At 54.1% G+C, this 14,846-nt stretch carries 14 protein-coding genes; 11 read left to right on the forward strand and 3 right to left on the reverse strand.

Annotated elements, in window-relative coordinates; all coding sequences use genetic code 11:
- The first annotated feature begins 3 nt into the window (after positions 1-3).
- The 7 genes from LA337_22215 to LA337_22245 all read left to right on the forward strand — a co-directional run bounded on the left by LA337_22215 (position 4) and on the right by LA337_22245 (position 6,719).
- On the forward strand, positions 4-384 hold the full coding sequence (locus LA337_22215) for a 5-carboxymethyl-2-hydroxymuconate Delta-isomerase (protein UBI15835.1): 381 nt from the start codon (positions 4-6) through the stop codon (positions 382-384).
- Positions 385-491: 107 nt separating this feature from the next.
- Entirely contained in the window at positions 492-1,295 is an 804-nt protein-coding gene (gene hpaH, locus LA337_22220) for a 2-oxo-hepta-3-ene-1,7-dioic acid hydratase (GenBank protein ID UBI15836.1), read from the forward strand.
- A 10-nt stretch (positions 1,296-1,305) separates the two neighbouring features.
- Positions 1,306-2,097: a 4-hydroxy-2-oxoheptanedioate aldolase gene (gene hpaI, locus LA337_22225; GenBank protein UBI18536.1), complete on the forward strand. Its 792-nt coding sequence runs from the start codon at positions 1,306-1,308 to the stop codon at positions 2,095-2,097.
- Positions 2,098-2,168: 71 nt separating this feature from the next.
- On the forward strand, positions 2,169-3,545 hold the full coding sequence (hpaX, locus tag LA337_22230; protein ID UBI15837.1) for a 4-hydroxyphenylacetate permease: 1,377 nt from the start codon (positions 2,169-2,171) through the stop codon (positions 3,543-3,545).
- Positions 3,546-3,554: 9 nt separating this feature from the next.
- Positions 3,555-4,445, forward strand: coding sequence for a 4-hydroxyphenylacetate catabolism regulatory protein HpaA (gene hpaA / locus LA337_22235; GenBank protein UBI15838.1), 891 nt, complete (start codon positions 3,555-3,557; stop codon positions 4,443-4,445).
- Between the two features lie 179 nt (positions 4,446-4,624).
- Positions 4,625-6,187: a 4-hydroxyphenylacetate 3-monooxygenase, oxygenase component gene (hpaB, locus tag LA337_22240; GenBank protein ID UBI15839.1), complete on the forward strand. Its 1,563-nt coding sequence runs from the start codon at positions 4,625-4,627 to the stop codon at positions 6,185-6,187.
- 19 nt (positions 6,188-6,206) lie between these two features.
- Positions 6,207-6,719: a 4-hydroxyphenylacetate 3-monooxygenase reductase subunit gene (locus LA337_22245; protein UBI15840.1), complete on the forward strand. Its 513-nt coding sequence runs from the start codon at positions 6,207-6,209 to the stop codon at positions 6,717-6,719.
- A gap of 143 nt (positions 6,720-6,862) precedes the next feature.
- Here LA337_22245 and LA337_22250 read toward each other — a convergent pair whose 3' ends face one another.
- The gene (locus LA337_22250) at positions 6,863-8,068 is read right to left on the reverse strand and encodes an NAD(P)/FAD-dependent oxidoreductase (GenBank protein ID UBI15841.1); all 1,206 of its coding nucleotides are present in this window, start codon (positions 8,066-8,068) and stop codon (positions 6,863-6,865) included.
- Between the two features lie 229 nt (positions 8,069-8,297).
- On the opposite strand from LA337_22250, the gene pitA reads away from it, so the two are divergent.
- Positions 8,298-9,797: an inorganic phosphate transporter PitA gene (gene pitA, locus LA337_22255; GenBank protein UBI15842.1), complete on the forward strand. Its 1,500-nt coding sequence runs from the start codon at positions 8,298-8,300 to the stop codon at positions 9,795-9,797.
- A gap of 64 nt (positions 9,798-9,861) precedes the next feature.
- Here the strand turns inward: pitA and uspB are convergent, their stop codons facing one another.
- The gene (gene uspB / locus LA337_22260) at positions 9,862-10,197 is read right to left on the reverse strand and encodes a universal stress protein UspB (protein UBI15843.1); all 336 of its coding nucleotides are present in this window, start codon (positions 10,195-10,197) and stop codon (positions 9,862-9,864) included.
- A 392-nt stretch (positions 10,198-10,589) separates the two neighbouring features.
- Here uspB and uspA point away from each other — a divergent pair, with 392 nt between their 5' ends.
- Positions 10,590-11,027: a universal stress protein UspA gene (gene uspA / locus LA337_22265; GenBank protein ID UBI15844.1), complete on the forward strand. Its 438-nt coding sequence runs from the start codon at positions 10,590-10,592 to the stop codon at positions 11,025-11,027.
- Positions 11,028-11,308: 281 nt separating this feature from the next.
- The gene (dtpB, locus tag LA337_22270) at positions 11,309-12,781 is read left to right on the forward strand and encodes a dipeptide/tripeptide permease DtpB (protein UBI15845.1); all 1,473 of its coding nucleotides are present in this window, start codon (positions 11,309-11,311) and stop codon (positions 12,779-12,781) included.
- Between the two features lie 86 nt (positions 12,782-12,867).
- Here the strand turns inward: dtpB and LA337_22275 are convergent, their stop codons facing one another.
- Positions 12,868-13,371 carry an Rrf2 family transcriptional regulator gene (locus LA337_22275; protein UBI15846.1) on the reverse strand — a complete coding sequence of 168 codons (504 nt, stop codon included), beginning with the start codon at positions 13,369-13,371 and terminating at the stop codon, positions 12,868-12,870.
- A 232-nt stretch (positions 13,372-13,603) separates the two neighbouring features.
- Here LA337_22275 and LA337_22280 point away from each other — a divergent pair, with 232 nt between their 5' ends.
- Positions 13,604-14,803, forward strand: coding sequence for an NAD(P)/FAD-dependent oxidoreductase (locus LA337_22280; GenBank protein UBI15847.1), 1,200 nt, complete (start codon positions 13,604-13,606; stop codon positions 14,801-14,803).
- Positions 14,804-14,846: the final 43 nt, after the last annotated feature.

Here is a 14,846-nt window from a genome sequence, read left to right on the forward strand (position 1 = left end):
AGAATGCCGCACTTTATTGCCGAGTGTACCGACAACATCCGCGAACAGGCCGATTTACCGGGTCTGTTCGGCAAAGTGAACGAAGCGCTGGCGGCGACCGGCATCTTTCCCATCGGCGGCATTCGCAGTCGCGCCATCTGGCTGGATACCTGGCAGATGGCCGACGGCCAGCATGATTATGCCTTCGTGCATATGACGCTGAAAATCGGCTCCGGGCGTAGCCTGGAGAGCCGTCAGGACGTGGGTGAGATGTTGTTTGCGCTGATTAAGGCCCATTTCGCCACGCTGATGGAGAGCCGCTATCTGGCACTGTCGTTCGAAATCCAGGAGTTGCACCCGACGCTGAATTACAAACAGAACAACGTGCACGCGTTATTTAAATAATGTGCAAATTGCCCGGTGGCGCTGTGCTTACCGGGCCTACACCGGCCATGAATTGTAGGCCGGATAAGCGAAGCGCCATCCGGCAATGCAATGCCACAGGAACCACTATGCTCGATAAACATACCCATACTCTGATCGCCGAGCGTCTAAACCAGGCGGAAAAACAGCGCGAACAGATCCGCGCTATTTCGCTGGATCACCCGACGATCACCATCGAAGACGCCTACGCCGTTCAGCGCGAATGGGTAAAAATGAAAATCGCCGAGGGCCGCGTCCTTAAAGGCCACAAAATCGGTCTGACCTCCAAAGCGATGCAGGCCAGCTCGCAGATTAGCGAACCGGATTACGGCGCGCTGCTGGACGATATGTTTTTCCACGATGGCGGCGATATTCCTACCGACCGCTTTATCGTCCCGCGCATCGAAGTGGAGCTGGCCTTCGTGCTGGCCAAACCGCTGCGCGGCCCGAACTGCACCCTGTTCGACGTCTACAACGCTACCGACTATGTGATTCCGGCGCTGGAGCTTATCGATGCCCGCTGCCACAACATCGACCCGGAGACCCAGCGCCCGCGCAAGGTCTTCGACACCATCTCCGATAACGCCGCCAACGCCGGGGTGATCCTCGGCGGTCGCCCCATCAAACCCGACGAACTGGATCTGCGCTGGATCTCCGCCCTGCTCTATCGCAACGGCGTGATCGAAGAGACTGGCGTGGCTGCAGGGGTACTCAATCACCCAGCCAACGGCGTGGTCTGGCTGGCGAACAAGCTTGCGCCGTATGACGTCCAACTGGAAGCCGGGCAGATTATTCTCGGTGGCTCCTTTACCCGTCCGGTTCCGGCGCGCAAGGGCGACACTTTCCACGTTGACTACGGCAACATGGGCGCGATTAGCTGCCGGTTTGTTTAGGAGAAACATGATGAATAACGCCTTTAAAGATGCCTTAAAAACCGGTCGCCCACAGATTGGCCTATGGCTTGGACTCACCAGCAGCTACAGCGCAGAGCTACTGGCCGGGGCTGGGTTCGACTGGCTGTTAATTGACGGAGAGCATGCGCCGAACAGCGTGCAAACGATACTGACCCAACTGCAGGCGATCGCCCCTTACCCCAGCCAACCTGTGGTGCGACCATCATGGAACGACCCGGTGCAAATTAAACAATTGCTGGATGTGGGTGCGCAGACTCTGCTGGTGCCGATGGTACAAAACGCTGACGAAGCGCGACTGGCAGTGAAGGCCACCCGCTACCCGCCCGCAGGTATTCGCGGCGTAGGTAGCGCGCTCGCCCGCGCCTCACGCTGGAACCGCATCCCCGAATATATCCATCAGGCCAACGACGCAATGTGCGTGCTGGTGCAAATTGAAACCCGCGAAGCCCTAAAAAATCTGCCACAGATCCTCGACGTTGAGGGCGTGGACGGCGTGTTCATCGGCCCGGCCGATCTCAGTGCTGATATGGGATTTGGCGGCAATCCGCAGCACCCGGAGGTGCAGGCTGCCATCGAACAGGCCATCGCGCAAATTCGTGCAGCCGGTAAAGCGCCGGGGATCCTGATGGCTAACGAACAGTTGGCGAAACGTTATCTGGCGCTAGGCGCACTGTTCGTTGCCGTCGGCGTTGATACCACTCTGCTGGCCCGTGGCGCAGAAGCGCTGGCGGCGCGGTTTGGGGGGGAAATAAACGCGCCGGGTTCGCCAAGCGTCTACTAATGCCCGGTAAGCGCAGCGCTACCGGGCAAAATAGCCGTACCCTACAAAATTCCCATTAGAGGAAAATGACAATGAGCGATACATCATCTGCCATCCCGGAAAAGTTCGATCCGGCTAACCAGCACAAACAGCTGACGGCGCAGCAGCAGTCAGTTATCAACAAACTGTTCCGTCGCCTGATCGTATTTTTGTTCGTACTCTTTATCTTTTCGTTTTTAGACAGGATCAATATCGGCTTTGCCGGACTGACCATGGGGCAGGATCTGGGACTGAACGCCACCATGTTCGGCCTTGCCACCACCCTGTTTTACGTTACCTACGTGATTTTTGGCATACCCAGCAACGTGATGCTCAGCATCGTCGGCGCTCGCCGCTGGATTGCCACCATCATGGTGCTATGGGGCATCGCCTCTACCGCCACCATGTTCGCCACCGGGCCGAACAGCCTCTACATCCTGCGGATGCTGGTGGGGATTACCGAGGCCGGTTTCCTGCCCGGCATCCTGTTGTATTTGACCTTCTGGTTCCCGGCCTTTTTCCGCGCCCGCGCCAACGCGCTGTTTATGATTGCGATGCCGGTGACTACCGCGCTGGGGTCGATCGTTTCTGGATATATTCTGTCTATGGACGGCATGCTTAACCTGCGCGGCTGGCAATGGTTGTTCTTGCTGGAAGGCTTCCCGTCGGTGCTGCTCGGCGTTATGGTCTGGTTCTGGCTCGATGATTCACCGTCGAAGGCGAAATGGCTGACGGCAGAAGACAAAAAGTGCCTGCAGGAGATGATGGATAACGATCGCCTCATGCTGGTACAGCCGGAAGGGGCGATCAGCCATCACGCCATGCAACAACGCAGCCTGTGGCGGGAAGTATTTACGCCGATCGTGCTGATGTACACCCTGGCCTACTTCTGCCTGACGAATACACTCAGTGCGATCAGTATCTGGACGCCGCAGATCCTTAAAAGCTTTAACGAAAGCAGCAGCAACATCACTATCGGCCTGCTGGCGGCAATCCCGCAGATTTGTACCATTCTCGGAATGATCTACTGGAGCCGTCACTCTGATAAACATCGAGAGCGTAAGCATCATACCGCTCTACCTTTTCTGTTTGCCGCTGCAGGCTGGCTGCTGGCTTCAGCCACCGATCACAACCTAATCCAACTACTGGGGATCGTGATGGCCTCCACCGGCTCCTTTAGCGCCATGGCCATCTTTTGGACCACCCCGGATCAGTCGATCAGCCTACGCGCCAGAGCGATCGGTATTGCGGTGATCAACGCCACCGGCAATATCGGATCAGCAGTAAGCCCATTAATGATCGGCTGGCTGAAAGATATTACTGGCAGCTTTAGCAGTGGTCTGTGGTTTGTTGCCACCCTGTTGGTCATTGGCGCGGTGATTATCTGGGCTATTCCGATGAAAGGATCGCGTCCTCGCGCGACGCCGTAAGGAGCCGCTATGTGTCAGAGCTCTATCGCCAATATCGATATCAACAAAGAGTACGATGAGAGTCTGGGAACGGAAGATGTGCATTATCAGTCGTTTGCCCGCATGGCTGAGTTCTTTGGCCGCGATATGCAGGCGCACCGTCACGACCAATATTTTCAGATGCACTTTCTTGATACCGGGCAGATTGAGCTGCAGCTTGACGAGAGTCGTTATTCAGTACAGGCACCGCTGTTCGTTCTGACACCGCCGTCGGTGCCGCACGCCTTTATCACTGAGTCTGATAGTGATGGGCACGTACTGACGGTGCGGGAGGATTTGGTCTGGCCGCTGTTGGAGGTACTTTATCCCGGCACACGGGAAGCCTTCGGCCTGCCGGGTATCTGCCTGTCGCTGGCCGATAAGCCCGAAGAACTGGAGGCACTAACACACTACTGGCGGCTGATTCAACGTGAGTCGACCTCGCAATTACCGGGACGTGAACACACACTGATGCTATTGGCGCAGGCGGTGTTCACCCTACTACTACGGAATGCGAAGCTTGACGATCATGCCGCCAGCGGGATACGCGGCGAGCTAAGGCTGTTTCAACGTTTTAACCAGCTAATCGATAACCACTATCACCAGCACTGGACGGTGCCGGACTACGCCTACGAGCTGCATCTGACCGAATCCAGACTGACCGATATCTGTCGCCGCTTCGCTAACCGCCCACCAAAAAGGCTAATTTTCGACAGGCAGTTGCGCGAAGCCAAGCGGCTATTGCTGTTTTCCGACAGCGCGATCAACGAAATAGCCTGGCAATTGGGTTTTAAGGATCCAGCCTATTTCGCTCGCTTCTTTAACCGCTTAGTCGGCTGCTCACCGAGCGCGTTCAGACTGAAGAAAGTGCCCGTGTCGTGACTCTGCTTACCCTTTCATTCTAAATGACGCCTGGATCACAGAACGTTATCTCACCTGAAAAGTACCCACAGATGACCTAAAAGTCTCTTCACGAAAACCTTCTTAACCGCTTCAATTGAACAACAAAAACAAAACATAAATTTAACATCACAATCCGATTAATACTGAAGAGGTCCCCTATGAAACCTGAAAATTTCCGTGCAGACGCTAAACGCCCGTTAACTGGTGAAGAGTATTTGAAGAGCTTGCAGGACGGCCGCGAAATCTATATTTACGGTGAGCGTGTTAAAGACGTGACTACGCATCCAGCTTTTCGCAACGCAGCCGCTTCTGTCGCCCAAATGTACGATGCGCTGCACAAACCCGAACTGCAGGACACCTTGTGCTGGGGTACCGACACCGGCAGCGGCGGCTATACCCACAAGTTTTTCCGCGTCGCGAGAAGTGCCGATGACCTGCGCCAGCAGCGCGATGCCATCGCCGAATGGTCGCGCCTGAGCTACGGCTGGATGGGGCGTACTCCGGACTACAAAGCCGCGTTTGGCTGTGCGCTGGGTGCTAACCCAGAATTTTATGGTCAGTTTGAACAGAACGCCCGCAACTGGTACACCCGCATTCAGGAAACCGGCCTGTACTTTAACCACGCCATCGTCAATCCACCGATCGACCGCCATAAGCCAGCGGATGAAGTGAAAGACGTCTATATCAAGCTCGAGAAAGAGACCGATGCCGGGATTATCGTCAGCGGTGCAAAAGTGGTGGCGACCAACTCTGCGCTGACCCACTACAACATGATTGGCTTCGGCTCCGCGCAGGTGATGGGCGAAAACCCGGACTTCGCGCTGATGTTCGTCGCGCCAATGGATGCCGAAGGGGTCAAACTTATCTCTCGCGCCTCCTATGAACTGGTCGCCGGAGCAACCGGATCGCCATACGATTATCCGCTCTCCAGTCGCTTCGACGAAAACGATGCGATCCTGGTCATGGATAACGTGCTGATCCCGTGGGAAAACGTGCTGATTTACCGCGACTTTGACCGCTGCCGCCGCTGGACGATGGAAGGTGGCTTCGCCCGTATGTATCCGCTGCAGGCCTGCGTACGTCTGGCGGTGAAGCTCGACTTTATCACAGCCCTGCTGAAGCGCTCGCTGGAGTGCACCGGTACCCTGGAGTTCCGCGGCGTACAGGCCGAGCTTGGCGAAGTCGTGGCCTGGCGCAATATGTTCTGGGCGCTGAGCGACTCAATGTGCGCTGAAGCAACGCCGTGGGTCAACGGAGCATATCTGCCGGATCACGCCGCGCTGCAAACCTATCGCGTGATGGCGCCGATGGCTTACGCCAAAATCAAAAATATTATCGAGCGCAGCGTCACCAGCGGCCTGATCTATCTGCCGTCCAGCGCACGCGATCTCAATAACCCGCAAATCAACGAATATCTGGCGAAATACGTACGCGGATCGAACGGTATGGATCACGTCGAGCGCATCAAGATCCTCAAACTAATGTGGGACGCCATCGGCAGCGAATTTGGTGGCCGCCACGAGCTGTATGAAATCAACTACTCCGGTAGCCAGGACGAAATCCGCCTGCAGTGTCTGCGCCAGGCACAGAGCTCCGGCAACATGGACAAAATGATGGCGATGGTCGATCGCTGCCTGTCCGAGTACGACCAAAATGGCTGGACGGTTCCACATTTGCACAACAATTCCGATATCAACATGCTGGATAAGCTGCTGAAGTAACCAGCAGCGGGAGGTCACAATGCAATTAGATGAACAACGTCTGCGTTTTCGCGATGCCATGGCCAGTCTGTCGGCCGCCGTTAACGTCATCACCACCGAAGGCGAAGCGGGCCGCTGCGGGATCACCGCTACGGCAGTCTGTTCGGTGACCGACTCGCCACCGTCGGTGATGGTCTGTATCAACGCCAATAGCGCGATGAACCCGGTGTTTCAGGGCAACGGCAAGCTCTGTATCAACGTGTTGAACCACGAGCAGGAAGTGATGGCCCGCCATTTCGCCGGGATGACAGGCATGGCTATGGAAGATCGCTTCAACCTTTCATGCTGGCAGAAAGGCGCGCAAGGCCAACCGGTACTGAAAGGATCGCTGGCAAGCCTCGAGGGTGAGATTAATCAAGTGCAGACTATCGGCAGTCATTTGGTCTATCTGGTCGAAATCAAGAACATTACCCTCAGCCAGCAAGGCCACGGGCTGATTTACTTCAAGCGCCGTTTCCATCCGGTGATGATGGAAATGGAAGTGGTCGCGTAGTGATCATATAGGGTTTACCTGGCCGCAAACCGGGTAAACCCTAAGTGAGATTCTGTTCCCGCTATCGGCCTGAATAACGATAGCGATTGAGCACACTGCTAATTGATTCCATTCATAAAATGCTGACTTCTTGCTGGCAAAATCTACTGTGTTTTTACCCCAGAAGCTAAATCCTGTGCGCACGCCCAGGCGCTCGACCACGCCCACTGGAAGTTATAGCCGCCCAACCAACCAGTGACGTCCATAACTTCGCCGATAAAATACAGCCCCGGCACTTTGCGCGCTTCCATCGTGCGCGATGACAGCTCGTTGGTATCGACGCCACCTAACGTGACTTCAGCGGTACGATACCCTTCCGTACCGTTCGGCTGCACCCGCCACTCGGTCAGCGTTTCAACCAGCGTTTGCTGATCGCGTACGTTAAGCTGCTTCAGCGAGACATCCGGAATTTGCCCTAACTGCTGTAAGCATTCCACCAGACGCTTTGGCAACTGCATCGCTAACGTGTTCTTTAAGCTTTGATTAGGGTGTGCGCTTCGTTGGTCATCGAGGAAGCCCGCGAGGTCAACATCCGGCAACAAATTAATGCTGACAAATTCACCTGGCTGCCAAAAACTGGAAATCTGCAGCACGGCCGGACCAGAAAGCCCGCGGTGCGTAAAGAGCAGGTTTTCACGAAATACGGTGCCGTCCTCGGCGGTGATAACGGAGGAAACCGATACGCCAGAGAGTACCTGAAGCTGCTCCAGTAGCGGCTTATGTAAGGTGAACGGCACCAGACCAGCGCGGGTCGGCAACACGTTCAGGCCGAACTGTTCGGCAATTTTATAGCCAAACGGCGTTGCGCCCAGACCCGGCATAGAGAGGCCACCTGAGGCAATAACCAGCTTTTTCGTGCCGACAGTCATCCCATTCAATTCCAGGATAAAATCGTCACCATCGCGCTCAACGCTCAGGACTTCGCTACGTAACCGCATAGTTACGTTACCTTTTTCACACTCGTCCACCAGCATATCGACAATTTGTTGGGCGGAATCGTCGCAGAAAAGCTGACCTAGCGTTTTTTCATGCCAGGCAATGCCGTGCGTGCCCACCAGATCGATAAAATCCCACTGCGTATAACGCGCCAGCGCCGATTTGCAAAAATGCGGGTTTTGGCTCAAATACGCAGCCGGTTCGACATAAAGATTAGTAAAGTTGCAGCGGCCCCCGCCAGACATGAGAATCTTGCGCCCTGGCTTTTTACCATTATCGATCAGCAGTACGCGACTACCTGCTTGTCCTGCCTGCGCGGCACAAAACATACCCGCTGCGCCAGCGCCTATAATAACGGTATCAAACCTTTCCACGTTGCGATCCTCTCTAAAAAGCGGGAGTGAATTGTAAAGATTCCTCAGTGGTCGCACCAGCACCAAACTACCGATAAAGGGTATTTATCTGAAATATATAGGATAATTCTTTAGTGGTGTAAAACAAAGCAGGAGACAAATCAAAAAAACTCTATATTTCACTTTGCCCGCGCCGCCAAAGTCACTGATAATGCGCCGCGTTCATGTCCTCAAAATGGCGTAACGTCCTATGCTACATTTGTTTGCTGGCCTGGATTTACATACCGGGCTTTTACTATTGCTTGCTCTGGCTTTCGTGCTGTTCTACGAAGCAATTAACGGCTTCCATGACACAGCCAATGCTGTCGCAACCGTGATCTACACCCGCGCAATGCGTTCGCAATTGGCGGTGGTCATGGCTGCGTTGTTCAACTTCTTTGGTGTTTTGCTGGGCGGTCTCAGCGTGGCGTATGCCATCGTGCATATGCTGCCAACGGATCTGCTGCTAAATATGGGATCGTCACATGGCCTCGCCATGGTGTTCTCCATGCTGCTGGCGGCAATTATCTGGAACCTGGGTACCTGGTACTTTGGTTTGCCTGCATCCAGCTCCCACACGCTGATTGGCGCCATTATCGGTATTGGTTTAACCAATGCGTTGATGACCGGCACCTCGGTGGTGGACGCACTTAACATCCCGAAAGTTATCGGTATTTTTGCCTCGCTAATCATCTCGCCAATTGTCGGTCTGGTGGTTGCAGGTGGTCTTATTTTCATTCTGCGTCGCTACTGGAGCGGTACGAAAAAACGTGCCCGTATCCACCTGACGCCGGCAGAACGTGAAAAGAAAGACGGTAAGAAAAAGCCGCCGTTCTGGACGCGTATTGCACTGATCCTCTCCGCAATCGGCGTGGCGTTCTCCCACGGTGCGAACGATGGTCAGAAAGGCATTGGTCTGGTGATGTTGGTGCTGATTGGCGTAGCGCCTGCAGGTTTCGTGGTGAATATGAATGCTTCCGGTTACGAGATTACCCGTACCCGTGATGCAATCAATAACGTCGAAGTCTTCTTCCAGCAGCGCCCTGACCTGCTTAAACAGGCCACAGGCGTAGACCAGTTGATTCCGTCACCGACGGACGCGGCACCCGCGACGGCGACAGAGTTTCATTGCCACCCGGCGAATACCATCAACGCGCTGGAACGCGCGAAAGGTATGCTGGCGAATCTGGAAACTTACGACAAGTTAAGCGTCGAGCAGCGTGGTCAGCTGCGCCGTATTATGCTGTGCATCTCTGATACCACCGATAAAGTGGTTAAGCTGCCTGGCGTAAGCGCTGACGATCAGCGTCTGCTGAAGAAACTGAAAGCTGACATGCTGAGCACCATTGAGTACGCGCCTATCTGGATCATTATGGCCGTCGCACTGGCGCTGGGTATTGGTACGATGATTGGCTGGCGTCGCGTAGCCACCACCATCGGCGAGAAAATCGGTAAGAAAGGTATGACCTATGCCCAGGGGATGTCGGCGCAGATGACTGCCGCAGTCTCTATCGGTCTCGCCAGTTACACCGGTATGCCCGTTTCCACCACTCACGTTCTTTCCTCTTCCGTTGCGGGAACGATGGTTGTTGATGGCGGCGGTTTGCAGCGTAAAACAGTGACCAGCATTCTGATGGCCTGGGTCTTCACCCTGCCGGCTGCGATTATTCTTTCCGGGGTGCTGTACTGGCTCTCCCTGAAGCTTATCTAAGCGAATGCACGGTAAAAAAGCGGGTCAGGAAACTGGCCCGCTTTTTTTGTATCTGTCGTTGGAATCAGTGCCAGATAATCAGCGCAACCATGCTGATTAACACCAGGCCGCATAGCGCGCTGGTGAGAATGAACTGACCGCGAACCCGCTCACAGCGGCGAATAAATTCATCATCATGATGATCACGGTAACGCTGAGCGTAGATATACCACACCAGACGCATCTGCTTATTCGGTTGCCCATGCGAGGTAAAAAAGCCTCCTCCATCTACATACTGGTAAAGCAATGGATCGCAACCACGAAGTACCACTAACAGTGCGCGTAGCGAAGAAAAATAGCGCGCCATATTAACAATGCAAACGACACATAAAGCCCAGAACAATGCAATGGTGCTTATCATACCTCCTCCCCGGCGACCCGCCCACGGAACTCCTTTCCGGGACTACCGCTCCCCGATACCCTGCCAAACCATTCAGTGAAGAGTACAGCCGAAACCGTTCGTATTAGTATCACGCATCCGAACGCCTCTCTAGATAGTGTAGGAGATTAGTTAATTTTTTTGCCAGAAGGTTAATCGCTATCAATGCAATTAACTAAAAAATTTGTTTAACTGCTTGGCAAGCAAGGCGGATTGACGGATTATCCTGGTCGCTATAATGTAAGGATAGTCCTTATATGGTACGTTTTTACGACTGGGCTAGCCCCGCGCGCAAGGTTCGCAGGACGCGGATGACGCGGCGGCAGATAACGCCAGCAGGCTAGTCATCGACAACTTATGGAAGGAGTAACACTATGGCTTATAAACACATTCTTATCGCGGTTGATCTTTCTCCGGAAAGCAAAGTTCTGGTTGAAAAAGCGGTCTCTATGGCGCGGCCTTACAATGCTAAAGTCTCCCTTATCCACGTTGACGTAAACTATTCCGACCTGTACACCGGGCTTATCGACGTGAATCTGGGCGACATGCAGAAACGCATTTCTGAAGAAACCCACCACGCGTTAACCGAGCTGTCCACCAATGCAGGCTACCCTATCACCGAAACCCTGAGCGGTAGCGGCGATCTGGGTCAGGTTCTGGTTGATGCCATCAAAAAATACGACATGGATCTGGTCGTTTGTGGTCACCACCAGGATTTCTGGAGCAAACTGATGTCCTCCGCGCGCCAACTGATCAACACTGTCCACGTCGACATGTTGATTGTTCCGCTGCGTGACGACGAAGAAGCATAAAATGCTTACCGCCGGAACATAACCCGGCCCGCAGCAAGTCGCTTAGCCTGTAAACGCCCGCCTGTGCGGGCGTTTTTGTTTTTATCATTCGGACACAATTAGTACATCAATCCAACAAACAAATCATAATTAGTGTGATCAACTAATTGGATCGAAAACCATCTCTATAATACTCTACCCTCGCGGCCAATAACCGCAGTCTATAACAAAATAAGACTTTTTCGGCGCGTTTAAGCATACGCGTTCATACTTTTCGGGATGGCTTTGAAAGGCGATGGAATATGAATAAAACTGCACCTACGGGCTTGCTGCAGCAACCTCGTCCGTTCTTCATGATCTTCTTCGTAGAATTGTGGGAACGATTTGGCTATTACGGCGTTCAGGGCATCCTGGCGGTATTTTTTGTTAAGCAGCTCGGATTTTCACAAGAACAGGCATTCGTCACCTTTGGTGCCTTTGCCGCGCTGGTTTACGGCCTGATTTCGATCGGCGGCTACGTCGGCGACCACCTGCTAGGCACCAAGCGCACACTGGTACTCGGTGCCATTGTACTGGCCATCGGCTACTTCATGACCGGGATGTCGCTGCTTAAGCCCGATCTGATCTTTATTGCTTTGGGTACCATTGCCGTTGGTAACGGGTTGTTTAAAGCCAACCCGGCAAGCCTGTTGTCAAAATGCTATCCACCGAAAGACGCCCGTCTGGACGGTGCTTTCACCCTGTTTTATATGTCGATTAACATCGGTTCGTTGCTGTCGCTGTCGCTGGCGCCAGTGATCGCCGATAAGTTTGGCTACGCAGTGACCTACAACCTGTGCGGTGCCGGGCTTATCGTCGCGCTGCTGGTCTACTTTGCCTGTCGTGGCATGGTGAAGGATATCGGCTCTGAGCCAGACCATAAGCCGCTGAGTTTCCGTAATCTATTCTGCGTGCTGGCCGGTACGGTAGTGATGGTATTTATCTGCGCCTGGCTGATGCACAACGTGCAGGTTGCCAACCTGGTGCTGATTGTCCTGTCGATTGCCGTGACGATCATCTTCTTCCGTCAGGCATTCAAACTGGATAAAACCGGGCGCAACAAGATGTTCGTGGCCTTTATCCTGATGCTGGAAGCAGTGGTGTTTTACGTTCTGTACGCGCAGATGCCGACATCGCTGAACTTCTTTGCTATCAATAACGTGCACCATGAAATTCTCGGTTTTGCCATCAACCCGGTGAGCTTCCAGGCGCTGAACCCGTTCTGGGTGGTACTGGCAAGTCCGGTGCTGGCCGCTGTCTATACCCGTCTGGGAAACAAAGGCAAAGACCTGACCATGCCGATGAAATTTACGCTCGGTATGTTCCTGTGCTCGCTGGGCTTCCTGACGGCCGCCGCTGCCGGGATGTGGTTTGCCGATGCGCAGGGGCTGACGTCACCGTGGTTTATCGTGCTGGTCTACCTGTTCCAGAGTCTGGGTGAACTGCTGATTAGCGCCCTGGGACTGGCGATGGTCGCCGCTCTCGTGCCACAGCACCTGATGGGCTTTATTCTCGGGATGTGGTTCCTGACCCAGGCTGCGGCCTTCCTGATGGGGGGTTATGTCGCCACCTTCACCGCCGTACCAGAGAACATCACCGACCCGCTGCAAACGCTGCCTATCTACACCAACGTCTTCAGTAAGATTGGCCTGGTCACCCTGGCAGTAACGGTCGTGATGGCGATTATGGTGCCATGGCTGAACCGCATGATTAATACGCCAAGTACCGAGCAATAATCATCAGTGCCGGATGGCGGCTATTGCCTTATCCGGCCTACATTCAAAATGCCCGGTAGCCTGGCGCCATCGGGCATTTTCAATCGCTACCCTTTGCGGGCGTCTATCCACTCCTGAACTTCAACGACAAAAGTGTCCGGCGCTTTGCGATACATTTTGCGCGCCAAATCGAGGATCGTATGCTGGCCGAGCGCTTCTTCCATTCGCTGCTGGGCCATATCCATTACCGAGCGCACACCGCAAATGCCTTCACAGGCCCACTCTGGCGGATGCTCCTCAAATACCGCCAGCCGCTGGCGAATTTCGCGACATTCGAAGATGCGCTTATCGCCATCGATGGCGTTCACCACGTCCAACACCGTGATATGTTCAGCGGGTTTAGCCAACTGGAAACCGCCGCCCTTGCCCTCAATACTGCGTACCAGGCCCGCTTTCGATAAACGGGTAAAAATTTTCGCCAGATAGTCATACGGCACGCTTTGCAGCTCGGCAATTTCACGCACGCTCATATCCCGCGCGTCGCCCTTGCTGTCGACCATACACATCAGGCTATGAATGCCGTACTCAACCCCGGAACTGTAGAATGCCATTCTCTTATCTCAGCCAAAATGAATCTGAGTTTATTGTAGCTTTTTCGTCTCATTCATTCCAGACAGCAAAGTGAAGCCACTTTAAAATATAATTTTAAATACATATTTATCAGATAGATATTAAAAAACCCTTACCCTTTTCAGTAAAAAGGAGTTTGATCGCATTGCAATTCCTAACTACGACAAATAAAATCCGAGTAAATAATTCGTAGTCACTAGTGAGAAAACCCTAATGCGTAAACAAATTCTGATCGTGGGCGCCGGCTTTGCCGGTATGTGGGCAGCATTAAGCGCCGCACGACTGGCGGATAAACATCAGCAGGCCATTGATATTACCGTAATTGCGCCACAACCAGAGCTGCGTGTCCGTCCACGCTTTTATGAAAGCGCCGTACAAACCCTGGTCGCCCCGCTGCAGCCGTTGTTTGACGTTACTGGCGTCAACTTCCTGCAAGGCCACGTCGAGCAGATCCTCCCGGACTCTAAAGAGATAAGCTGGAAAGATGCCAACGGTGAAATTCATCTGCGCCGCTATGACCGCCTGGTGCTCGCCAGCGGCAGCCACGTAAACCGCGACATTGTCGCCGGCGCCGCTGAGCACGCGTTTGACCTCGACCAGCTCGAGAGCGCCGCCGTACTGGAGCAGCACATTAAGGATCTCGCATTACAACCGGAAAGTGAGGCCCGCAATACGGTCGTGGTCTGTGGTGGCGGCTTTACCGGGATTGAGATGGCGCTGGAATTGCCGGGGCGTTTGCGCGAAATATTGGGCGCTGATGCTAAGACCAGAGTTGTCGTAGTTGAACGCGGCGCTCAGCCAGGCGGGCGCTGGAGCCAGGAATTACGTGACGTCATTATCGAAGCCTCCGCTGAACTGGGCGTCGAATGGCTGGTCAATGCGGAAGTAGAGTGCGTGGATGCCTCCGGCGTCACGCTGAAAGATGGTCAGATGATTGCTTCGCAGACGGTTATCTGGACGGTCGGCGTACAAGCGAATAGCCTGACAGCACAGATTAACGCTCCGCGCGATCGCCAGGGCCGTCTGCATGTAAATACCCATCTGCAGGTTGTGGGTCACGATGATATCTACGCCACCGGCGATGTGGCCTATGCCGCCACCGACGACAAAGGCAACCATGCGTTAATGACCTGCCAGCACGCAATTTTATTGGGCAAGTTCGCCGGGAACAACGCCGCAGCAAGCGTGCTGGACGTGGCGCCGCTGCCGTACCGCCAGGAGATGTACGTCACTTGTCTGGATCTGGGAGCCTGGGGCGCGGTATATACCGAAGGTTGGGACCAACAGGTGAAACTGACGCGCGCAGAAGCGAAGAAGCTGAAGGTGTCAATTGTCAGCGAGCTGATTTACCCACCGAAAGCAGACCGCGCGGTAGCGTTTGAGATTGCCGATCCGCTGGCACCGTTTGTTTAAGCCGTAATGCCGGATGCGGCTACCGCCTTATCCGGCCTACAAA

The sequence above is a fragment of the Citrobacter europaeus genome, from assembly GCA_020099315.1.
Taxonomy (GTDB): domain Bacteria; phylum Pseudomonadota; class Gammaproteobacteria; order Enterobacterales; family Enterobacteriaceae; genus Citrobacter; species Citrobacter europaeus.